Source organism: Pseudomonas baetica (genome assembly GCF_051216495.1).
In the GTDB taxonomy this organism is placed as follows: Bacteria; Pseudomonadota; Gammaproteobacteria; order Pseudomonadales; family Pseudomonadaceae; genus Aquipseudomonas; species Aquipseudomonas baetica_B.
The window spans coordinates 26840-47056 of sequence record NZ_JBPKAM010000011.1 but is presented as its reverse complement, the minus strand read 5'-3'; the positions used below and the strand labels follow the sequence as shown (position 1 = coordinate 47056).

Annotated in this window: 21 protein-coding genes; 12 read left to right on the top strand and 9 right to left on the bottom strand. The window is 59.6% G+C overall.

Translation table 11 applies throughout. The features are described from left to right. Window positions 1-15: 15 nt before the first annotated feature. From urtA to ACSFE6_RS06735, 4 genes are all read right to left on the bottom strand, one after another. Window positions 16-1281 (bottom strand): urea ABC transporter substrate-binding protein, encoded by a 1266-nt coding sequence (urtA, locus tag ACSFE6_RS06750; protein ID WP_077048973.1) that lies wholly within the window; start codon window positions 1279-1281, stop codon window positions 16-18. Window positions 1282-1595: 314 nt separating this feature from the next. Beyond that, on the bottom strand, window positions 1596-2606 hold the full coding sequence (locus tag ACSFE6_RS06745) for a FecCD family ABC transporter permease (RefSeq protein ID WP_435426868.1): 1011 nt from the start codon (window positions 2604-2606) through the stop codon (window positions 1596-1598). Further along, a complete protein-coding gene (locus tag ACSFE6_RS06740) occupies window positions 2603-3550 on the bottom strand; it encodes an ABC transporter substrate-binding protein (protein ID WP_435426867.1) in 948 nt (315 codons plus the stop codon). The genes ACSFE6_RS06745 and ACSFE6_RS06740 overlap by 4 nt, the downstream gene beginning before the upstream one ends. Further along, window positions 3547-4335 (bottom strand): ABC transporter ATP-binding protein, encoded by a 789-nt coding sequence (locus tag ACSFE6_RS06735; protein WP_435426866.1) that lies wholly within the window; start codon window positions 4333-4335, stop codon window positions 3547-3549. The genes ACSFE6_RS06740 and ACSFE6_RS06735 overlap by 4 nt, the downstream gene beginning before the upstream one ends. A 132-nt stretch (window positions 4336-4467) precedes the next feature. On the opposite strand from ACSFE6_RS06735, the gene ACSFE6_RS06730 reads away from it, so the two are divergent. From ACSFE6_RS06730 to ACSFE6_RS06720, 3 genes are read left to right on the top strand one after another with little or no spacing between them, the layout of a single operon-like run. Continuing rightward, on the top strand, window positions 4468-4965 hold the full coding sequence (locus tag ACSFE6_RS06730) for an MFS transporter (RefSeq protein ID WP_435426865.1): 498 nt from the start codon (window positions 4468-4470) through the stop codon (window positions 4963-4965). A gap of 32 nt (window positions 4966-4997) precedes the next feature. Then, a complete protein-coding gene (locus ACSFE6_RS06725; protein WP_435426864.1) occupies window positions 4998-5774 on the top strand; it encodes a class II glutamine amidotransferase in 777 nt (258 codons plus the stop codon). A 13-nt stretch (window positions 5775-5787) separates the two neighbouring features. Next, the gene (locus ACSFE6_RS06720) at window positions 5788-6330 is read left to right on the top strand and encodes a DUF2937 family protein (RefSeq protein ID WP_435426863.1); all 543 of its coding nucleotides are present in this window, start codon (window positions 5788-5790) and stop codon (window positions 6328-6330) included. A gap of 161 nt (window positions 6331-6491) precedes the next feature. On the opposite strand, the gene ACSFE6_RS06715 is transcribed toward ACSFE6_RS06720, so the two are convergent. Next, on the bottom strand, window positions 6492-7415 hold the full coding sequence (locus ACSFE6_RS06715) for a LysR family transcriptional regulator (protein WP_435426862.1): 924 nt from the start codon (window positions 7413-7415) through the stop codon (window positions 6492-6494). Window positions 7416-7561: 146 nt separating this feature from the next. Between ACSFE6_RS06715 and ACSFE6_RS06710 the strand changes: the two genes are divergently transcribed. The 4 genes from ACSFE6_RS06710 to ACSFE6_RS06695 all read left to right on the top strand — a co-directional run bounded on the left by ACSFE6_RS06710 (window position 7562) and on the right by ACSFE6_RS06695 (window position 11298). After that, window positions 7562-8848 carry an MFS transporter gene (locus tag ACSFE6_RS06710; RefSeq protein WP_435426861.1) on the top strand — a complete coding sequence of 429 codons (1287 nt, stop codon included), beginning with the start codon at window positions 7562-7564 and terminating at the stop codon, window positions 8846-8848. 73 nt (window positions 8849-8921) lie between these two features. Beyond that, a complete protein-coding gene (locus ACSFE6_RS06705; protein WP_435426860.1) occupies window positions 8922-9674 on the top strand; it encodes a 5-oxoprolinase subunit PxpA in 753 nt (250 codons plus the stop codon). Beyond that, window positions 9671-10375, top strand: a complete 705-nt coding sequence (locus ACSFE6_RS06700; protein WP_435426859.1) for a 5-oxoprolinase subunit B family protein — start codon at window positions 9671-9673, stop codon at window positions 10373-10375. The genes ACSFE6_RS06705 and ACSFE6_RS06700 overlap by 4 nt, the downstream gene beginning before the upstream one ends. Then, complete coding sequence (locus ACSFE6_RS06695) at window positions 10372-11298, top strand: biotin-dependent carboxyltransferase family protein (RefSeq protein WP_435426858.1); 927 nt, start codon at window positions 10372-10374, stop codon at window positions 11296-11298. Before ACSFE6_RS06700 ends, ACSFE6_RS06695 begins: the two co-directional genes overlap by 4 nt. Before the next feature lie 99 nt (window positions 11299-11397). On the opposite strand, the gene ACSFE6_RS06690 is transcribed toward ACSFE6_RS06695, so the two are convergent. Both ACSFE6_RS06690 and ACSFE6_RS06685 read right to left on the bottom strand, forming a co-directional pair. Next, complete coding sequence (locus ACSFE6_RS06690; protein WP_435426857.1) at window positions 11398-12576, bottom strand: vWA domain-containing protein; 1179 nt, start codon at window positions 12574-12576, stop codon at window positions 11398-11400. Window positions 12577-12589: 13 nt separating this feature from the next. Next, window positions 12590-13435, bottom strand: coding sequence for an AAA family ATPase (locus ACSFE6_RS06685; RefSeq protein WP_435426856.1), 846 nt, complete (start codon window positions 13433-13435; stop codon window positions 12590-12592). A 203-nt stretch (window positions 13436-13638) separates the two neighbouring features. Here ACSFE6_RS06685 and ACSFE6_RS06680 point away from each other — a divergent pair, with 203 nt between their 5' ends. Beyond that, window positions 13639-13869, top strand: a complete 231-nt coding sequence (locus tag ACSFE6_RS06680; RefSeq protein ID WP_435426855.1) for a DUF4160 domain-containing protein — start codon at window positions 13639-13641, stop codon at window positions 13867-13869. After that, window positions 13857-14357: a DUF2442 domain-containing protein gene (locus ACSFE6_RS06675; RefSeq protein ID WP_435426854.1), complete on the top strand. Its 501-nt coding sequence runs from the start codon at window positions 13857-13859 to the stop codon at window positions 14355-14357. Before ACSFE6_RS06680 ends, ACSFE6_RS06675 begins: the two co-directional genes overlap by 13 nt. Here the strand turns inward: ACSFE6_RS06675 and ACSFE6_RS06670 are convergent. Continuing rightward, on the bottom strand, window positions 14354-15460 hold the full coding sequence (locus tag ACSFE6_RS06670; RefSeq protein ID WP_435426853.1) for a DUF748 domain-containing protein: 1107 nt from the start codon (window positions 15458-15460) through the stop codon (window positions 14354-14356). The genes ACSFE6_RS06675 and ACSFE6_RS06670 overlap by 4 nt on opposite strands. Before the next feature lie 98 nt (window positions 15461-15558). Between ACSFE6_RS06670 and cysK the strand changes: the two genes are divergently transcribed. The 3 genes from cysK (at window position 15559) to ACSFE6_RS06655 (ending at window position 19067) form a co-directional block, all read left to right on the top strand. Beyond that, on the top strand, window positions 15559-16533 hold the full coding sequence (gene cysK / locus ACSFE6_RS06665; RefSeq protein WP_435426852.1) for a cysteine synthase A: 975 nt from the start codon (window positions 15559-15561) through the stop codon (window positions 16531-16533). A gap of 262 nt (window positions 16534-16795) precedes the next feature. Continuing rightward, the gene (locus ACSFE6_RS06660) at window positions 16796-17734 is read left to right on the top strand and encodes an aspartyl/asparaginyl beta-hydroxylase domain-containing protein (RefSeq protein ID WP_435426851.1); all 939 of its coding nucleotides are present in this window, start codon (window positions 16796-16798) and stop codon (window positions 17732-17734) included. A gap of 469 nt (window positions 17735-18203) precedes the next feature. Next, window positions 18204-19067, top strand: a complete 864-nt coding sequence (locus ACSFE6_RS06655; RefSeq protein WP_435426850.1) for a DMT family transporter — start codon at window positions 18204-18206, stop codon at window positions 19065-19067. Window positions 19068-19219: 152 nt separating this feature from the next. On the opposite strand, the gene ACSFE6_RS06650 is transcribed toward ACSFE6_RS06655, so the two are convergent. Beyond that, a complete protein-coding gene (locus tag ACSFE6_RS06650) occupies window positions 19220-20167 on the bottom strand; it encodes a LysR family transcriptional regulator (protein ID WP_435426849.1) in 948 nt (315 codons plus the stop codon). Between the last annotated feature and the right edge of the window lie 50 nt (window positions 20168-20217).

Below are 20217 nucleotides of genomic sequence, written 5' to 3'. Positions count from 1 at the left end.
CCGACATCCAATGGCTCAGTTGCTCTTCACCGCATACTCAGGCTTCTTGTCGTTGCCCGGGATGAACGGACTCCATGGCTGGGCGCGGATCGGGCCTTCGGTCTGCCACACCACGTTGAACTGACCATCGGCCTGGATCTCGCCGATCATCACGGGCTTGTGCAGGTGGTGGTTGGTCTTGTCCATGGTCAGGGTGTAGCCGGACGGTGCGGCAAAGGTCTGGCCGCCGAGGGCTTCGCGGACTTTGTCGACGTCGGTGGACTTGGCTTTTTCCGCGGCCTGCGCCCACATGTGAATGCCGACGTAAGTGGCTTCCATCGGATCGTTGGTCACGGCTTTGTCGGCGCCCGGCAGGTTGTGTTTCTTCGCGTAGGCTTTCCAGTCATCAACGAACTTCTTGTTCACCGGGTTCTCAACCGACTCGAAGTAGTTCCACGCGGCGAGGTTACCCACCAGCGGCTTGGTGTCGATGCCGCGCAGTTCCTCTTCGCCGACCGAGAAGGCCACCACCGGTACATCGGTGGCTTTCAGGCCCTGGTTGGCCAGTTCTTTGTAGAACGGCACGTTGGAGTCGCCATTGACCGTGGAGATGACGGCGGTCTTGCCGCCGGCGGAGAACTTCTTGATGTTGGCGACGATGGTTTGATAGTCACTGTGACCGAACGGCGTGTAGACCTCTTCGATGTCCTTGTCGGCCACACCTTTGGAATGCAGGAACGAGCGCAGGATCTTGTTGGTGGTGCGCGGGTAAACGTAGTCGGTGCCCAGCAGGAAGTAGCGCTTGGCACTGCCTCCTTCTTCGCTCATCAGGTACTCGACGGCGGGGATCGCTTGCTGATTGGGGGCTGCACCGGTGTAGAACACGTTCGGTGACATCTCTTCGCCTTCGTACTGCACCGGGTAGAACAGCAGGCCATTGAGTTCTTCGAACACCGGCAGCACTGACTTACGCGACACGGAGGTCCAGCAGCCGAACACCACGGCGACCTTGTCCTGGGTCAGCAACTGGCGTCCCTTTTCCGCGAACAGCGGCCAGTTCGATGCTGGGTCCACCACCACCGGCTCCAGCATTTTGCCGTTTACGCCGCCCTTGGCGTTGATTTCGTCGATGGTCATCAACGCCATGTCCTTGAGCGATGTTTCGGAGATCGCCATGGTTCCGGACAACGAATGCAGAATCCCGACCTTGATGGTCTCGGCAGCCTGGACAGTCCAGGTCATGCCCATCGCGGCAATGCTTGCCGAGAGTGTGAAAGCCTTGATCAAACTGCGACGCTTCATTGTGCGATCTCCATGAACGTTTAATTTTTCTGGTTGGCAGATGCGGACGACTGAAGGGTCTTTAGCAAGGGCTGTGCCTGGTCGGGGAAAGGCACGGAAATGTCGGTTTAGAGCGGTTGCGGGGATTGATGGCGCACCATGAAGGGACGCGTCTCGTGCGTTGGTGCGCAGTGCTGCGCCACATTGGGGCGGGCAACGGTAATCACTTGTGGGAGCGAGCCTGCTCGCGAAGAGGTCGTGTCAGTCTCCATCTATGTGACTGACACACTGCATTCGCGAGCAGGCTCGCTCCCACAGTTTTTGATTTGTATAAATCAGCGGCGGCGCATCAGGCCGATGAAGAACAGGCCGCCGATGGCGGCGGTGGCAACGCCGATGGGCAGGTCTTCTGGGGCGATCATGGTACGGGCGGCGACGTCCACCCACACCAGAAACACGCTGCCGAGCAACACGCATGCGGGCAGCAAACGGCGGTGCTCCGCCCCGACCAGCCGCCGCGCAATATGCGGCACCATCAACCCGACGAAACCTATCGAGCCGCTGATGGACACCAGTACGCCAGTCATCAGCGAGGCGATCACGAACACCCACAACCGCACCGTTCGGGCGTTCAGTCCCAAGGTCACGGCCGTCTGCTCGCCTGCCATCAACGCGTTCAACGACCGTGCCATGCCCAGCAGCAACACCAGACCGAGCAGTACGCTGGTGGCCGGGACTGCCAGCAGTTCCCACCGCGCAAGCCCCAGGCCGCCGAGCATCCAGAACATCACCGCGGAGCTGGCGCGGTGATCGCCGAGAAACAGCAGCAGGTTGGCAATCGCCATCATCACAAAAGACACCGCCACGCCACACAGCAACAGGCGATCACTGTCCAGGCGGCCGTGACGGCTGGCGATCAACAGCACCACGAGCATGCTCAACAACGCGCCGATGAAAGCGGCGATGGGAAGAGTCAGCAGGCCGACGATTTCACCGACATGCAGCACCACGATCACGGCGCCCAAGGTGGCGCCGGACGTGACTCCGAGCAAATGCGGGTCGGCCAGCGGATTACGCGTCACGGCTTGCAATACCGCGCCGATCAGCGCCAGCCCGGCACCGACCAGCGCTCCGAGCAACATGCGCGGCACGCGGATCAGCCAGACGATGTGTTCCTGGCCAGCGCTCCAGTCGGGTACGCCAACTCCGAACAGCTTGTGCAGCAGAATTCGCCACACCACGTCCACGGGCACCCGTGCCGGGCCAAAACCCAGGGACACCACACAGGACACCAGCAGCAGCGCGCCCAGGGCCATCAGTAACAAGGTGTAGCGACGATCGATCATCCGCCGTGGAAGCCTTTCGCCAGGGCTTGCACCGCCAGCACGTTGTCGATGCCCGGCGTGGCCTGCACGTACGGGATGACGATAAAGCGTTGATGCTTGATCGCGTCCACCGATTGCAGCGCCTTGTTGTTCAGCAGGAATTGCACTTTTTGTTCGGCAGTGACCTCGCCGTAATCGACGATCACGATCACCTGCGGATTACGCTCGACGACGTTTTCCCAGTTGACCCGGGTCCAGCTCGCTTCGACGTCGTCGAGCACATTACGTCCGCCAGCGGCATCGATCAGCGCTTGCGGCATGCCCAGACGGCCCGAGGTCATGGCCCGGTCTTCGCCACTGTCGTACAGGAACACCCGTGGCTTGTCGGCGGGCAGGTGTTTGCGGACTGCGGCGACTTGCGCCTGCATCTGGCCGATCAGGGTGTTGGCCCGGTCCTGTACGTCGAAGATTTTCCCGAGGTTGCGCAGGTCGTTGTAAGTGTCCTCCAGCGTCGCCGCCGGGCGCTTCATCACGAAGGCGCAGGACTCCGTCAACTCATAGACATTGATGCCCAACGGTTGCAGGGTTTGTGGCGTGAGGTCGCCGCCCACGCGCATGCCGTAATCCCAGCCGGCGAAGAAGAAGTCGACGTTGGCGTTCAGCAAGGTTTCCACCGACGGATACTTGGCTGCCAGTTCCGGCAAACCATCGAGGATGGTGTGCATCTCAGGCGTCACCGATTTCCAGCCAGACACACCGCTGTAGCCGGCCATCCGCGGTTGGAGGTCGAGGGCGAGCATCATCTGGGTCATGTTGATGTCGTGGCTGACGGCGTGCTTCGGTGCTTGCTGAAAGGTCACCTCGCGGTTGCAGCTTTGAATCGTCAGCGGGTAGTGCGTGGCCTCGGCCAATACCTGGGCACTGCACAGCATCAGGGAAGCGTACAGCAGGGGACGCATTATCATGGTTGGGTTATCCAGGTAATTCGTGGGTAGCCGTGCAAGGGATGCTCGTCGACCAGTGCTTCGACGTCGAAAACGTTGCGCAGCAACGCGCTGGTCAGGACTTCTTTCGGCGTGCCGCTGGCGACGATGCGGCCGTGGTTGATCACGTACAGCCGATCACAGAAGGCAGCGGCCAGGTTGAGGTCGTGGATGCTGGCCAGGGTGCCGATCTGCAGGCGCTTGACCAACTGCAACAGCTCCAGTTGATAGCGCGGGTCGAGATGGTTGGTCGGCTCGTCGAGGATCAGCAGTTGTGGTTGCTGGGCCAGGGCGCGGGCGAGGATTACCCGCTGCTTCTCTCCGCCGGAGAGGGTGGAGAAAGCGTGGTCTTCGAAACCTTCAAGGCCAACCGACTTCAAGGCCTGGGTCGCAAGCTTTCTATCCTCGACCGTGTCGCCATCGAACAGGCCTTTGTGCGGTGTACGACCCATGGCGACCACCTCGTCGACGGTCAGGCCAAAGGCATCGGGAAATTCCTGCAACACCACGGCGATGCGTTGCGCGCACCAGCGTGACGACTGTCGCCAGACGTTGTGATGATCGAGCGTGACTTCGCCGCTTTCCGGCTTGCTGAAGCGCCAGGCGCAACGTAACAGGCTGGTCTTGCCACTGCCGTTGGGGCCGATCAAGCCGACGAACTCTCCGGCGGCCACCTGCAGCGAGGCATCACGCAGTTGGAACTGGTGATGACAGTGGCCATGGCCCAGGGGGGACCAGGTGAGGTTTGTGAGGTTCAGCGAGGACATGCATTGACTCGGGTTTTTTGGGTGCTGCTGAAGACGCCTTCGCGAGCAGGCTCGCTCCCACATGGATTGCGCTTGGGGCAAGCCTGACGTGCGAAAAGCCGTTATCATAAGCGCCTCTTTGCCTGCCTTGCCATGGACACCATGACCGAGAACGACTATCTGATCGCTTGGGGCCTCTACGCCTTTGCCGCTTTGGGCTGCCTGTTGGTGTGGATGCGCATTACCCGCTGGATGTGGCGTTGGCTGCGTGAGCCGCTGCGGTTGCTGATGGCGGTTTTGCTGTTTAGCCCGACCATCATCGACCCGGTGAAGGAAAAGGTGGCCCCGGCCATCGCCATTACTGCCCTGGACCTGTTGTTCAAGGTCGGCAATAACGCCTGGCGGGCCATTTCCGATCTGTTCATGTACGGCATGATCGCGTTCGGCATCTACCTGGTGTTCGTGGCGATCCGCTTCCCCATCGAACGCGCTTCCAATGAGCGCAAGGAAAAAGCCGCTGCAGCCAAAGCCGCGGCCCTGGCTGACGAGCCGGACGAAGTGCACCCGTTCGGCGGCGCCGGCGACGATCGTTACGGCCGTCCGCCTGTACCGAGCAATCCTCAGCGTATGCGGGTCGAGCCCCGCCTGTAACCTGGCCGCTGCCATCGAGCGAGAGTCCAAGCATGTGTGAGTTATTGGGCATGAGCGCCAATGTCCCGACCGATATCGTGTTCAGCTTCACCGGTCTGATGCAGCGTGGCGGGCGCACCGGTCCGCACCGTGACGGCTGGGGCATCGCGTTTTACGAAGGCCGGGGCTTGCGCCTGTTTCAGGATCCGGCGGCGAGCAGCGAGTCGGAAGTCGCGAACCTGGTGCAACGCTATCCGATCAAGAGCGAAGTGGTGATTGGGCACATACGCCAGGCCAACGTCGGCAAGGTCTGTTTGTCCAATACCCATCCTTTCGTGCGCGAATTGTGGGGCCGCAACTGGTGTTTCGCCCATAACGGCCAGCTGGCTGATTTCCAGCCCGTCACCAGCTTCTACCGTCCTGTGGGGGATACCGACAGCGAAGCGGCGTTCTGCGATTTGCTCAACCGCGTACGTGGAGCGTTTCCCGATCCGGTGGAGGTCGAAGCGTTGCTGCCAGACTTGGTGGCCGCCTGCGCCGAATACCGTAGCAAAGGCGTGTTCAACTGCCTGCTCAGCGACGGCGACTGGCTGTTCTGCTATTGCTCGACGAAATTGGCGCAGATTACCCGTCGTGCTCCGTTCGGCCCGGCGCGCTTGAAGGATGTCGATGTGATCGTCGATTTCCAGGCCGAAACCACGCCCAACGACGTGGTCACGGTGATCGCCACCGAACCCTTGACCGAAAACGAAACCTGGACCCGCTACGAACCGGGCCAATGGAGCCTGTGGCGACGCGGTGAATGCGTCAGCCAGGGCAGGACCGAATAAGGATCTACTCCCCATGTTGCTCAGTTATCTACGGCTGGTGTTGTTCGCGGCGGGCCTGTTGGTCGGTGTCCAGGTGCCCGGGTTCATCAACGATTACGCCAAGCGGGTCGAAGCGCATCTGATTGAAGCGCAGGCTGGGTTGAGCGGGTTCCAGGGCACGGCCAATCAGTTCTTCAAGGGCGATATGCAGGCGCTGGTGGCTCACTATCGCGCCAGCGAGGACCCGATTTTTCGCAGCGATGCCGAGAGCCTGAACAACCTGCTGACCCGCCAGCGGGCATTGGACAAGCAGTTCCAGGCCATGCAAGGCCCGTGGTACATCCGCTTCCTGCAAGTGGTGCTGGCCGCCGATCCGGACATTCGCAAGGAAACCTGGAACGGCTACAGCTACCAGATCCTGTTGACGCCCGAAGCGATGATCTGGGGCATGAGCGGTGCGATGCTGCTGTCATTTGGTCTGGAGTGCCTGTTCCGCCTGATCGACTGGGTGGTGCTGGGCGGCAAGCGCTTGCGCCAGAGCCGGCCGATCGAAGAGCGGGATTTGCGGGGGTTGTAACGATTGAGGCGGTTTTTGTGGCGAGGGAGCTTGCTCCCGCTCGACTGCGCAGCAGTCGTAAACCGATAAATGCAGTATGACTGAATGTCCGAAGTGGCTGGTTTTGGGGCCGCTTCGCAGCCCAACGGGAGCAAGCTCCCTCGCCACAATGATCGCGTCGCCTACAAGCCGGGTTTGGCCAAAACGATGTAATCCTCACCCACCCGACGCGCATACCCCTCCAGCACCTGCTGACACAACGCCACAATCTCCTCGACCCATTCCACACCCACCCGCCACGACACCACCACTTGCAGGTTCGGCGGGCGTTGATCGATGGCCAGCAAGGTCAATTCCCCGCGTGCCAGTTCTTCGGCGACCAATACTGGCGGCAAGGCGCCGATGCCGAAGCCATCGCGCAACAAGCGGGTAATCGCCGACACCGAATTCACGCAGTTCAGCCTGGGTGCCATGACGCCATTGGCTTGCATCAGAGCGAGTACTTCCTGATGGGGGTGGGAGTTTTTCGAATAGGTAATGATCCGCTCGTTCGCCAGATCGGCAACGCCTGAATATTCACGGTTGTACAGCGAGTTGCTGGCGACGATCCAACCCATGGGATGGCTGGCCAGCTCCAGGCTGCGCACGCTTTCCTGACGCAACAGGTCGGTTTGCAGGATCACATCGAGGAAGCCTTTTTGCAGCTGATCGCAGAGGTTGAGCGAGGTATCGGCCACCAGCTCGATTTCCACCAGGGGATAGTGATCGGTCATCTGCGCCACCAATGGGCTCAGCCAGGTGTGGATCACTGTGTCCATCACGCCGATGCGTACGCGTCCGGCCTTGCTCGAACGGGTTTCGATCGACTGCTTCAGCGCCTGCATGGTGTCCATCATCTGCTCGGCGTAATCAAGCACTTTCAGGCCTTCGGGCGTCAGACTCACGCCCCTGGAATCGCGCAGAAAAAGCTTCACCCCGAGCTCGCCTTCGAGCACGGCGATGCGGCTGGAAATCGACGCCTGGGTGGTGAAGAGCTTGTCGGCGGTGAGGCGGAAACTCTTGAGTCGGGCGACCCAGACAAAGGTTTCGAGAAACTTCAGGTTCATGGGATAAAAATTTCTTATGCCTAAGGCGGGATTTTATTAGTTGGACGCAGCAGGGTGGTGCGCCCAAGAATCAGGCCATCCGGTTCCCACGATAGGCGTCGTCGGGGCTCAGAACAATACCAATAAAATCAGCGCGGAGATTCGCCATGAGTGCGCCCGACACTACCGCCATTTCGAAAGCCACGGCTCGCCCGGGACCTTTCGACTGGTATCGCAACATCAATCAGCAGGAACGCCGCACCTTCTGGAGCTGCAAGATCGGCTATGGCCTGGACGGCATGGACACCCAGATGCTCAGCTTCGTGGTGCCCACCCTGATTGCCATGTGGGGCATCACTACCGGTCAGGCCGGACTGATTCACACCAGCACGCTGATCGCTTCGGCCATCGGTGGTTGGGTCGCAGGCATTCTCTCCGATCGCATCGGTCGCGTTCGTACATTGCAACTGACGGTGCTGTGGTTTGCCTTCTTCACCTTCCTCTGCGGTTTCGCCCAGAACTATGAACAACTGCTCGTCGCACGCACCCTGATGGGCTTCGGTTTTGGCGGCGAGTGGACGGCCGGCGCGGTGCTGATCGGTGAAGTCATTCGGGCCAAGGACCGTGGCAAGGCGGTGGGTATGGTGCAGTCCGGCTGGGCATTGGGCTGGGGCCTGACGGCGATCCTGTATGCGCTGCTGTTCTCGCTGTTGCCACCGGAAGACGCGTGGCGCGCACTGTTCATCCTCGGCATCGTGCCGGCGATCTTCGTCATCTTCGTTCGCCGTCTGGTCAAGGACCCGGAAATCTACCGTGAAGCCAAGGCCAAGGAAGCACCGAGCAATCCTTCGAAGTTTTACGAGATTTTCGCCCCCGGCATGCTCTTCACCACCATTCGCGCTTCGCTGCTGACCACCGGTGCGCTGGGCGGCTATTACGCGATCACGTCCTGGCTGCCGACCTTTCTGAAGAACGAACGGGGTTTGAGCGTACTCAATACCAGCGGTTATCTGGCGATGGTGATCATCGGTTCCTACGTTGGCTACGTCATCAGCGCTTATTTGACCGACATCCTCGGGCGAAAAAAGAACTTCATCCTGTTCGCGGTCGGTTCGTTCACCATCGTTTTGCTCTATACGCAGATGCCGGTCAGTAACGGCGTGATGCTGTGGCTGGGCTTTCCGCTGGGCTTCTTCGCCTCGGGCATTTTCAGTGGCATGGGTGCGTTTTTGACCGAGCTGTTCCCGACGCGCATTCGTGGTTCGGGCCAGGGTTTTTGCTACAACATCGGCCGGGCGCTGGCGGCGTTGTTTCCGCTGCTGATCGGCCTGCTCAGCCAGACCGTGCCGCTGAGCGTGGGGATCGGTGCCTTTGCAGCGGTATCCTACGGGGTCGTGATCCTCGCCGCCCTGAGCCTGCCGGAAACCCGCGGCAAACAACTCGACGCCCAGTAACTGATAACCTGCGGGCATGTCCTACGGATATGTCCCGCAGCTAAAAAGAATAAAGCCTACAGGAGTGTTCATCGTGAGCCGCCTGCTATTGAACTGCGACATCGGCGAGAGTTTCGGCAGCTGGACCATGGGTCTGGACGCGGAGGTCATGCCCTTCATCGATTGCGCCAACATCGCCTGCGGTTTCCATGCCGGCGACCCGAGCATCATGCGCAAAACCGTCAGCCTCGCCCTTAGCCATGGCGTGAAGATCGGCGCACATCCGGCCTATCAGGACCTGGTGGGATTCGGCCGCCGTTCCATGGCCTATGCCGCCCAGGAGCTCCAGGACATCCTGCATTACCAGATCGGCGCCCTTGATGGCATTTGCCGTGCCCAGGGCGGTCGGGTCAGCTACGTCAAACCCCACGGCGCGATGTATAACGACATGATGGCCAACCCGGCGCAGTTGCGTGCGGTGCTGCAGGCCGTGGCCGCTTATGACCGAAACTTGCCATTGATGTTGATGGCCACCCGCGACAACAGCGCCGCACAGCAGTTGGGCGATGAGTACGGCGTGACCCTGTGGTTCGAGGCCTTTGCCGATCGTGCCTACGACAGTGAAGGCCGGCTGGTTTCGCGAAGCCTGCCGGGGGCGGTGCATCACGATCCGGAGAAAATCATCGAGCAGGCATTGATCATTGCCCGTGGCGATCACCTCACGGCCAGTGACGGCAGTGCCTTGCATTTGCAGGCCAACACCCTGTGCGTGCACGGCGACAACGCCAGTTCGGTCGCGGCCGTACAACGTATCCGTCAGGCCTTGAATGAGCAGAGCGCGTCATGAAGCTGCGGGTGGAAGTGGTTGCGCTCGATTGCCTGATGGTGCGTCTGTTCGACGAAATCGCCGAGGCCAACATGCCCTGGATGCTGGCGGCCAGCGAAAGCCTGCGGGCGGCGTTCGGTGAACACCTGATCGATCTGGTGCCGTCCTACACGACCTTGATGGTGCATTACGACCTGATGGCGTTCACTCCGGTCCAGGCGCGGGAATTGATCGGCGAAGCCTTGATCGATTTGACCCCTAACGCGCGTACCCGCGGCACCTGCCATGTGTTGCCGGTCTGGTATGACTTGAGCGTCGGCCCGGAGCTGACGCTGCTGTCGCAGCGCAGTGGGCTGGCGGTGCAAGAGGTGATTCGCCGTCACAGCGAGCGTGAATATCAGGTGTTCGCGCTCGGCTTCGCACCGGGATTTGCCTTCATGGGGCTGGTGGAAGAAGTGCTCGCCGCTCCGCGCCTGAACACGCCACGCAAGAAAGTCGCCGCCGGCAGTGTCGGCATCGCTGAACGACAAACGGCGGCCTATCCAGTGGTGTCGCCGGGTGGCTGGAACCTGATCGGTCGCACCCCGGCCAGATTGTTCGACCGCAACCGCGATGGCTACAGCCTGATGCAACCGGGGGACACCGTGCGCTTCGAAGCCGTCGATCACGCCGAGTTCATCAAGCTGGGTGGCGACGACACCCCTCTGGAGGCCCTGGCATGAGCCGTCTGACGATTGAGGCGAGTACGCCGCTGTGCCTGTTGCAGGACGCCGGTCGATTCGGCGTGCGCCATCTGGGCGTGACCCAGGGTGGTGGGCTGGATTGGCGGTCGATGGCCTGGGCCAACTGGTTGCTGGGTAACGGGCTGGATGCTCCCGTCATCGAAATTGCCTTGGGCGGGTTTGCCGTGGTGGCGGACGAGGATTGCGTGCTGGCGCTGGCCGGGGCGGATCTGGGGGCGCAGGTGGACGGCGAGTCGCTGGCACCCTGGCGCAGTTTCCGGTTACGCAAAGGGCAACGTCTGCAATTCACCCAGCCATTGCTCGGTGCTCGCGCCTATCTGGCCGCGCCGGGTGGTTTCGATGCACCGAAAGTGTTGGGCAGTAGTGCGACGGTGGTCCGTGAAGAGCTCGGTGGTCTGGATGGCATGGGGCGTGCGCTGGGTAAAGGTGCGTGCTTGAGCTATTCGGGCAGTTCAGTGTTGTTGCTGAGAGAGTTGACGGCGCAACAGCGACCGAACCTTAACCTTGATGCGCCGTTGGACCTGGTACTCGGTGCGCAAATCGGCGAGTTCAGCGGGCAAAGCCTGTTCGATGCGTTCAACAGCGTGTGGAACCTCGATAGTCGCGGTGACCGGATGGGCATTCGTCTGTTGGGTCCGGCATTGCACTATCTGGGCAAACCGATGATTTCCGAAGGGATCCCGCTGGGCGCGGTCCAGGTGCCACCGGACGGGCAGCCGATCGTGTTGCTCAATGATCGGCAGACCATAGGTGGTTATCCGCGTTTGGGAGCGTTGACGCCGTTGGCGCTGGCCCGGTTGGCGCAATGCCTGCCGGGGGCGCAGGTGCGGTTGCGGCCGGTGGTGCAGGAAGTGGCACATCGGGAGCAGGTCGAGTATTTGCGCAGGTTTTCAATCGGCTAAGAGCTTCGCGAGCAGGCTCGCTCCCACATTGGTGTGGCGTACGCCGGTCTACTGTGGGAGCGAGCCTGCTCGCGAAAGCGCCCGAAAGGACAACAAAGGCTACTTGGAAAGAAACCGCATCCCTTCCTCCAACCCCCGCAACGTCAGCGGATACATCTGGTCCTCGATTAAATCCCGAACAATGTTCGTCGACGAGGTATAGCCCCAGGTGTCTTTCGGATACGGGTTGATCCAGATGAGCTTCTTGTACTTCTCCTTGAAACGCTGCATCCACACGTAACCGGCTTCTTCGTTCCAGTGCTCGACGCTACCGCCCGCCTGGGTGATTTCGTAGGGCGCCATGGCGGCGTCGCCGATGAAGATCACTTTGTAGTCGGCGCCGTATTTGTGCAGCAAGTCCATGGTCGAGGTGCGCTCGGACGTGCGGCGCATGTTGTTCTTCCACACCGATTCATAAATGAAGTTATGGAAGTAGAAGTACTCCAGGTGCTTGAACTCGGTCTTGCAGGCCGAGAACAGCTCTTCGCAGATCTTCACGTGAGCGTCCATCGAACCGCCGATGTCGAACAGCAGCAACAACTTCACGGTGTTGCGCCGCTCGGGCCGCATCTGGATATTCAGCAGCCCGGCATCCTTGGCGGTGTGGTCGATGGTGCCGTCGATGTCCAGCTCTTCCGCCGCCCCCTGGCGGGCGAACTTGCGCAGGCGGCGCAGGGCGACCTTGATGTTGCGCGTGCCCAGCTCCACTGAGTCATCGAGGTTCTTGTACTCGCGTTGATCCCAGACCTTGACGGCTCTGCCCTGGCGCTTGCCGGCATCGCCGACCCGAATGCCTTCCGGGTTGAAACCACCGGAGCCGAACGGACTGGTGCCACCGGTGCCAATCCACTTGTTGCCACCAGCATGGCGTTCCTTCTGTTCTTCCAGGCGTTTCTTGAACTCTTCGATCAATTTGTCCAGGCCACCGAGGGACTGGATCGCCGCCCGCTCTTCATCGGTTAGGGAGCGTTCGAACTCCTTGCGCAGCCAGTCTTCCGGAATCAGTGCCTGCAAGTGGTCGTCGAGTTTTTCCAGGCCATTGAAGTAGGCGCCAAAGGCCCGGTCGAACTTGTCGAAATGCCGTTCGTCCTTCACCAGGATCGCCCGGGCCAAGTAATAAAACTCGTCCATGTCGGCGAAGGTCACGCGCTGTTTCAGCGCGTTGATCAGGTCCAGCAGCTCGCGTACCGAGACCGGGACCTTGGCGGCGCGCATTTCATTGAACAGGTTGAGCAACATGGCGATCAGCCTCTTAGCGAGTACCGCGACGGCTCATGAACGCCAGGCGTTCAAGCAATTGCACGTCCTGTTCGTTCTTCACCAAAGCGCCAGCCAGCGGCGGGATGGCCTTGGTTGGATCGCGTTCGCGCAGCACCGCTTCGCCAATGTTGTCGGCCATCAGCAGCTTGAGCCAGTCCACCAGTTCGGAGGTCGAAGGCTTCTTCTTCAGGCCCGGCACCTTACGTACGTCGAAAAACACGTCCAGCGCTTCGCTGACCAGGTCCTTCTTGATGTCCGGGTAGTGAACATCGACGATTTTCTGCAGTGTGACGCGGTCAGGAAAGGCGATGTAATGGAAGAAGCAGCGGCGCAGGAAGGCATCCGGCAGTTCTTTTTCGTTGTTCGAGGTAATGATGATGATCGGGCGCTTCTTGGCCTTGATCGTCTCGTCGATCTCGTAAACGTAGAACTCCATCTTGTCGAGTTCTTGCAGCAAGTCGTTGGGGAACTCGATGTCGGCCTTGTCGATTTCATCGATCAGCAGGATCACCCGCTCGTCGGACTCGAAGGCTTCCCAGAGCTTGCCCTTTTTCAGGTAGTTGCGCACGTCGTGGACCTTGTCCACGCCCAGCTGCGAATCGCGCAGACGGCTGACCGCGTCGTATTCGTAGAGTCCCTGATGGGCTTTGGTGGTGGATTTGATGTGCCAGGTAATCAGCTTGGCGCCAAAGGATTCGGCCAGTTGCTCGGCGAGCATGGTCTTGCCGGTGCCCGGCTCGCCCTTGACCAGCAGCGGCCGCTCCAGGGTGATGGCGGCGTTGACCGCCAGCTTCAGGTCATCGGTGGCGACGTAGGCCTGGGTGCCTTCGAACTTCATCTGCTAATCCTCGAACGAAAATGCCGACCTGAACGAGGCAGGGCGGAGCGCAATAAATGGTCAGCCCTGACTATAACGCGGTGTCCGGTCGACTGTGAACGCAGACGGCTTATTCAGTCTCTGAATGGGGCGTCACAACTTGACTCAGTATCGGCGACAGGCCAGCATTGAGCTATCGCCATATTGGCGATAGCTTGCCCGTCATGTCTACTAAATATCGATTTCGAGATACGTACCGTATTCAGTTGCGCGAGAAGGATTATCCGCCACCCCACGTCCATCTGACCGGCGGCGGGCTGGATGTGATGCTCAGCCTGGAAACCGTCGAGGTGATGATGGGCAAGGCACCGCCGCTGATTATCAAGGAAGCGCTGGAGTGGGTCAGGGCCCATCAGGCGCAATTGCTGGAGTATTGGAAACGATGTTACCCATGAAACGACCACGGCTATTGGCGGTGCGGGTATTGCCGGATTACCACTTGGCGCTGACGTTTATTGATGGTCAACAGCTGACCCTTGATCTGAGCCACGACCTGTTGGCCTTTCCCGGGTTACAGCCACTGCTGGGGAGCGCCTTTGACGGTGCGGTATTGGGCGATGATGGCTGGTGTGTGGAGTGGCCTGAAGCGGATATCCAGATCGGCGCCGACACTCTGTACCTGGATGCACTCGCGCAAAACGCATCGGACGAAAACACCCGGATTTTCATCGACTGGCGCGCTCGCACGGGTTTGCCGCTCAATCAGGCCGCTGAAGCCTTGGGGGTGAGTACTCGCAGCATCAGCCGATACAGCAGCGGTCGGGAAGCGGTGCCACGTTCCCTGGCCCTGGCTTGTCTGGGCTGGGATTTCCTGCAGCAGCAATCCGGAACATCCCGGGCGGCTGAGGAGACTGGCCGCTATACCGTCACGCGTAAGCGTTAACCGGCATCCGGCTTTGGTCGTTCATAGCGGGCATTGAACGCCTCGATGAAACCATTGCGTAAAATCTGCAAAAACGCCTGAAATGCGCTGATATCTTGCCGGTGTACATTGCCTTTCAGTTCGACGCGGGTGGCAAACTGGTTCTTGCCCTGGTTTTTCAGCACGGTTTCGGAGCCGCCGACGATGGCTTCCCAGATGGATCGGAAAATCCCCTTGTCCTTGTTTTCCACGTCTTGTTGCCAGTTGAAAACGTCGACATCCCTCAGCAGCGGTTTGATGTAACCGGTCAGTTTGGCTTTTTGAGCTTGCGCCTCGATCACCACATCACCGTGGCCGGCATTGAAATCGAACTTGCCGTAGGCCGAAGCGAAGTCGTTCATCCGCTTAAGTTCGATGTCCCTGGCTCGCAGACGAAACTGGAAGTCTTCGAAGTTGCTCAACGGGTCGAACGTGGCGCTGGTTTCCAGTGGTGCATGCCCCAATAGCAGTGCCTTGCCTTCGAAGCGGGCGTCGCGTTTGCCTTGGGTGTCGACCACATTGGTCAGGTTGTAAATGCTGGCGTCGACCTTTGTGGCATTCATGTTCACGGGGGGCTTGGAATTGAAGTTGCGAAAACTGATCTTGCCGTCATCGATCCGCACTTCGTTCAAAGTGATGGGGAGCAGTTTCCCCAATTGGGCACGCCAGTCGGTGCCTTCACCCGTCAGGGAGTTCTGTTTGTTGGCGCCACCGTCGACGAAATTGACTTCGGGGTTGATGAACAACACTTCGGCCACCACCGCATGGTCGTGCCAGAGGGAGTGCCAACTGACCGAAAGGTCGATCAACGGCGCATTGACGAACGGCACCGGCACCTTGCCGTCGACCTTGACGATTTTCAGTCCATTGATTTTGTAGGCTCCGCGCCACAGGGCCAGGTCCACGTCCGCTATCTGGCCGCGGTAATCCCCCATGTTCGCCAGTTTGTCATTGAGGTAGTCACGCACCAGCCAGGGCAGGGCGAAGTGCAGGGCAACCAGCAGCGCAACGAGGCCGGCGAGGGTCCATAAAGGCCAGCGGTATCGACGTTTCATGGCGGAAAATCTCTGGCGATCTAAAGCCATTGACTGCGCTGATATCTGGACGTTCGACCTGACTGGACGCCCATCGGCAACAGGCTTACCTTTGTGCGCTTATTGAATGCTGTATCAAGGACCCAGCCATGAGCCGTATTTTTGCTGACAACGCCCATTCCATCGGCAACACGCCGCTGGTGCAGATCAACCGTATCGCCCCGCGCGGTGTAACCATCCTGGCCAAGATCGAAGGGCGCAACCCGGGGTATTCGGTCAAGTGCCGGATTGGCGCGAACATGATCTGGGACGCCGAGAGCACCGGCAAACTCAAGCCTGGCATGACCATTGTCGAACCGACCTCCGGCAATACCGGCATCGGCCTGGCCTTCGTCGCCGCGGCGCGAGGTTATAAATTGATGCTGACCATGCCTTCGTCCATGAGCATCGAGCGACGCAAGGTACTCAAGGCCTTGGGGGCGGAACTGGTGCTGACCGAGCCGGCCAAGGGCATGAAAGGCGCGATCGAGAAGGCGGGTGAAATCGTTGCCAGCGATCCATCCAAGTACTTCATGCCGGCGCAGTTCGATAATCCGGCCAACCCGGCCATCCACGAAAAAACCACCGGCCCCGAGATCTGGAACGACACCGATGGTGCCGTTGATGTGCTGGTGGCAGGCGTCGGAACGGGCGGAACCATCACCGGCGTTTCGCGGTATATCAAGAATACCCAGGGCAAACCGATCCTCTCGGTGGCGGTGGAGCCGGCTGTTTCGCCAGTGATCAGTCAGGCGCTGGCCGGTGAGGAAATCAAGCCGAGCCCGCATAAGATCCAGGGGATCGGTGCCGGTTTCGTACCCAAGAACCTGGACCTGTCGATCGTTGACCGGGTGGAGTTGGTCAGCGATGAAGAGTCCAAAGCCATGGCCCTGCGTTTGATGCAGGAAGAAGGGATTCTGTGCGGTATTTCCTGCGGCGCGGCGATGGCGGTGGCGGTGCGGTTGGCCGAGACCCCGGAAATGCAGGGCAAGACGATCGTGGTGATCCTCCCGGATTCCGGGGAGCGCTACCTGTCGAGCATGCTGTTCAGCGATCTGTTTACCGAGCAGGAGAACCAGCAGTAACGTTTTGATGGTAGCCAGCTGTACGGTCTATCGTGGGCAAACCGGATTGCCCGCGATAGACCGTACAGCGCTCAGAATACGGATACATGACGCTGGTCAGCGGGCGTTCAGATGCGTCGTGTTAAGAAAGGTTTATTGCACAATCCTTAATACTGAATGTTGCGACAGACGGGTTTTTCCCCAAGTTGGCAGTGGTTATCATGCTGGCAGCAACGCCGGGCAAATGGCGTTGAGCAAAGTGTCTAATACCAAGGAGTTGTTGATGACCTTTTCCTTTGTCGCGAAGGCTTCAGTGTTGCTGCTGTTTCTAGGCAGTACGCTTTATGTGCATTTACGCGGCAAGGCGCGGTTGCCGGTCTTGCGTCAGTTCGTCAACCACTCGGCGTTGTTCGCACCGTATAACGCGTTGATGTATCTATTCTCCAGTGTACCTTCCAAGCCCTATCTGGACCGCAGCAGGTTTCCTGAACTGGACGTGCTCAAGGACCATTGGGAAATCATTCGCGACGAAGCGATGCACCTGTTCGATGAGGGTTATATCCGCGCTGCGGAAAAGAACAACGACGCCGGTTTCGGCTCCTTCTTCAAGAAGGGCTGGAAACGTTTCTATCTCAAGTGGTACGACAAACCGCTGCCTTCAGCCGAATTGCTGTGCCCGAAAACCGTGGAGCTGGTCAGCAGCATTCCCAATGTCAAAGGCGCCATGTTTGCCCTGTTGCCGGGTGGCAGTCACCTTAACCCGCACCGCGACCCGTTTGGTGGCTCCCTGCGTTACCACCTGGGTTTGTCCACACCCAATTCTGATGATTGCCGCATTTTCGTCGACGGTCAGGTCTACGCCTGGCGTGACGGTGAGGATGTAATGTTCGATGAGACCTATGTGCATTGGGTCAAGAATGAAACCGACAAAACCCGGGTCATCCTGTTCTGCGATATCGAGCGACCGCTGAGCAATCGCCTGATGACGCGCATCAACCGCTCGATCAGTGCTTTTCTGGGACGCGCCACCGCGCCGCAGAACCTCGATGAGGAGCGGGTTGGCGGGATCAACCGGGCTTACGCATGGAGCAAGAATTTCAGCGACAAGATTAGCGGTATGGTCAAGCAGTGGAAGCGGCGCAATCCCAAGGCTTATCGGGTTTTGCGACCGGTGTTGGCGGTAGTCGTGCTGACGTTATTGGGTTATTGGCTATTCGGTTGATACCCCTGTAGGAGCGAGCCTGCTCGCGATGGACGTGAACGATGACGCGAGCATCCTGGATGAACGCGGAGCCCTTGAGACCATCGCGAGCAGGCTCGCTCCCACAGGAAGCCTGTCCACTTATTGCAATCCATGTCGAACGCTAGTTATAGTCGGCGCACTGTGAGTTCCAGAACTCACTTTTTATCCCTCGAATAAAGATCAGCCCATGCCTGCATTCCCTAACAACGCGGTAGTCGATTCAGCGGTCAACGCTGGCGTCGTGCCGTGCGGGAATCAGCAGCCTGTGCAGATCAGTCATTACCCTCCACCTGTCAGTAGCACGCCGGTGTGCGCAGTCGTATCACCGCCGGGCGTTGGTGTTCGGGGCTGATCAGCGTTTTTCTGCTGACCCTGCACCCGCCTGAAAAAACCTACTGAATTTCAGCTTCGGCTGAGTTGGCTCTTTGCCTGACTACAGGTGGTATTCATGTTTGTCCTTACTCAAAAGTCCGCGCTCGCGGCGGCTTCCACGAGCCTGTTCGTCCTGCTGTGGAGCAGCGGGGCGATTTTCTCCAAATGGGGGTTAGCCCATGCGGCGCCCTTTGCCTTTCTGCTGATTCGTTTTGTCATCGCCTTGTGCGGTTTGTTGCTGCTGGTGCCGTTGCTCAAGCTGAAGTTGCCCAAGGGCGGAAAACCGATGCTGTATGCGATGGCCACCGGGGTGGTGTTGCTGGGGGCTTATCAGATTTTCTATCTGCTGGCCCTGGACCTGAAAGTCACGCCGGGGGTCATGGCGACAATCATGGGTGTGCAACCGATTCTCACGGTGGTGATCATGGAGCGTCAGCGCTCGGCCAGTCGGATGTTCGGTCTGACCCTGGGGCTGGCCGGATTAATCATGGTGGTTTATCAGGGCATCGGCCTGGCCGGCATGTCGCTGGCCGGGATGCTTTTCGGTTTGCTGGCGTTGGCGAGCATGACGTTCGGCTCGATCATGCAGAAGCGCATCACCGACAATCCACTGGGGACGCTACCGGTGCAGTACCTGGCGGGGTTGTTGCTCTGCGGGATCTTTGTGCCGTTCCAGCCGTTTCACTTCGAGCACAACAGCGGCTTTGTCGTGCCGGTGTTGTGGATGGGGCTGGTGGTGTCGGTGCTGGCGACCTTGCTGCTGTATCGCTTGATCGCCCGAGGCAATCTGGTGAATGTCACCAGTCTGTTTTACCTGGTGCCAGCGGTGACGGCGGTGATGGACTATGTGTTTTTCGGCAATCGTTTGGCGACGTTGAGCATGCTGGGCATGCTGTTGATCATCGTCGGCCTGGTGTTTGTGTTCCGTAAAACAGGCTGAATGCGCAAAGGCCCGAGGCATTGCTTCGGGCCTTCGTTCTCCTGTAGGAGCGAGCTTGTCTCCGGGCGGCGTTCCGACGATGGACTTCCAGACAACGCGATCATTCAGACAGCACTCGTTATCGTTGACGTCCATCGCGAGCAGGCTCGCTCCTACAGGGGGAGCGAATGGGCATGCTCGGCCCGCACCGAATTCATGAACGCCTGCATCGCCGATGATTGAATGCGATGACGCCGGGTGATCAACCCGTACGGCGGCAGTCGTGCTTCGAACTTGATCGGCAACACCGCCAACAGATCACGACCCGGGTAATCCTCGACCACCGATACCGGCGTCACGCCGAGCATGTCGGTCTGCTGGATCAGCGAGAGCAAGGTCATGATCGAAGTGGTTTCGACGATGCTGCTGGGGATATCGACCCGGGCGTTGTGGAACACCTGATTGATGATCGCGCGCATCGGGCTCGGATGCTGTTGCAGTACCCACGTCTGGTTCTGCAATTCGGCCCAGGTCAGTTGGGTCTCCTGCGCCAAGGGATTTTGTGCGCCGCAAATCACGCACAAGGCTTCTTCACCCAGACTGTCGAAGAGCAATTCTTCGGCTCGCGCCCCTACCGGGATTCGCCCGAGCACCACGTCCAGTTGATCCTGCAACAGCGCCTGCACCAGCACGTCGCTGGTGTCGACCTGAATGCTCATGGATAACCGTGGATGGCTCTGTTTCAAGGTGGCGATGGTGCGAGTCAGCAACCCCGACGCCAACGCCGGAATGGCGCCAACGGCGACCCGGCCAAGGTTGCCGGACTCCAGCGCCACCAGTTCCTCGCGCATGCCGCTGAGCTCGGCAAAGACCATGCGCGCGTAGTAGATGACGGTTTCACCGAACGGAGTCGAGCGCATGCCCCGGGGCAGACGCTCGAAGAGTTCGACGCCGAGCAGGTCCTCGGCCTCGTGCAGCATTTTGGTTGCCGCCGGTTGCGTCATGCCGATGTGGTCGGCAGCGCGGCGCAACGAGCCGAACTCCTGTAACGCCAGCATCAGCCGCAGCTGGCGCAGTCGCAGTCGGCTGTGGATCACATTGGCGTCAGGAATTCGGGTCATGGGTCGCACTCGCAAGAAAGACTGCGGCAAGCCTGACAACAAATGTCAGG

What these genes read in the sequence shown, in the direction of transcription:
- urtA (WP_077048973.1), bottom strand. Translation starts at nt 1,281, where the DNA reads ATGAAGCGTCGCAGTTTGATCAAGGCTTTCACACTCTCGGCAAGCATT.
- ACSFE6_RS06745 (WP_435426868.1), bottom strand. Translation starts at nt 2,606, where the DNA reads ATGATCGATCGTCGCTACACCTTGTTACTGATGGCCCTGGGCGCGCTG.
- ACSFE6_RS06740 (WP_435426867.1), bottom strand. Translation starts at nt 3,550, where the DNA reads ATGATAATGCGTCCCCTGCTGTACGCTTCCCTGATGCTGTGCAGTGCC.
- ACSFE6_RS06735 (WP_435426866.1), bottom strand. Translation starts at nt 4,335, where the DNA reads ATGTCCTCGCTGAACCTCACAAACCTCACCTGGTCCCCCCTGGGCCAT.
- ACSFE6_RS06730 (WP_435426865.1), top strand. Translation starts at nt 4,468, where the DNA reads ATGGACACCATGACCGAGAACGACTATCTGATCGCTTGGGGCCTCTAC.
- ACSFE6_RS06725 (WP_435426864.1), top strand. Translation starts at nt 4,998, where the DNA reads ATGTGTGAGTTATTGGGCATGAGCGCCAATGTCCCGACCGATATCGTG.
- ACSFE6_RS06720 (WP_435426863.1), top strand. Translation starts at nt 5,788, where the DNA reads ATGTTGCTCAGTTATCTACGGCTGGTGTTGTTCGCGGCGGGCCTGTTG.
- ACSFE6_RS06715 (WP_435426862.1), bottom strand. Translation starts at nt 7,415, where the DNA reads ATGAACCTGAAGTTTCTCGAAACCTTTGTCTGGGTCGCCCGACTCAAG.
- ACSFE6_RS06710 (WP_435426861.1), top strand. Translation starts at nt 7,562, where the DNA reads ATGAGTGCGCCCGACACTACCGCCATTTCGAAAGCCACGGCTCGCCCG.
- ACSFE6_RS06700 (WP_435426859.1), top strand. Translation starts at nt 9,671, where the DNA reads ATGAAGCTGCGGGTGGAAGTGGTTGCGCTCGATTGCCTGATGGTGCGT.
- ACSFE6_RS06695 (WP_435426858.1), top strand. Translation starts at nt 10,372, where the DNA reads ATGAGCCGTCTGACGATTGAGGCGAGTACGCCGCTGTGCCTGTTGCAG.
- ACSFE6_RS06690 (WP_435426857.1), bottom strand. Translation starts at nt 12,576, where the DNA reads ATGTTGCTCAACCTGTTCAATGAAATGCGCGCCGCCAAGGTCCCGGTC.
- ACSFE6_RS06685 (WP_435426856.1), bottom strand. Translation starts at nt 13,435, where the DNA reads ATGAAGTTCGAAGGCACCCAGGCCTACGTCGCCACCGATGACCTGAAG.
- ACSFE6_RS06680 (WP_435426855.1), top strand. Translation starts at nt 13,639, where the DNA reads ATGTCTACTAAATATCGATTTCGAGATACGTACCGTATTCAGTTGCGC.
- ACSFE6_RS06675 (WP_435426854.1), top strand. Translation starts at nt 13,857, where the DNA reads ATGTTACCCATGAAACGACCACGGCTATTGGCGGTGCGGGTATTGCCG.
- ACSFE6_RS06670 (WP_435426853.1), bottom strand. Translation starts at nt 15,460, where the DNA reads ATGGCTTTAGATCGCCAGAGATTTTCCGCCATGAAACGTCGATACCGC.
- cysK (WP_435426852.1), top strand. Translation starts at nt 15,559, where the DNA reads ATGAGCCGTATTTTTGCTGACAACGCCCATTCCATCGGCAACACGCCG.
- ACSFE6_RS06660 (WP_435426851.1), top strand. Translation starts at nt 16,796, where the DNA reads ATGACCTTTTCCTTTGTCGCGAAGGCTTCAGTGTTGCTGCTGTTTCTA.
- ACSFE6_RS06655 (WP_435426850.1), top strand. Translation starts at nt 18,204, where the DNA reads ATGTTTGTCCTTACTCAAAAGTCCGCGCTCGCGGCGGCTTCCACGAGC.
- ACSFE6_RS06650 (WP_435426849.1), bottom strand. Translation starts at nt 20,167, where the DNA reads ATGACCCGAATTCCTGACGCCAATGTGATCCACAGCCGACTGCGACTG.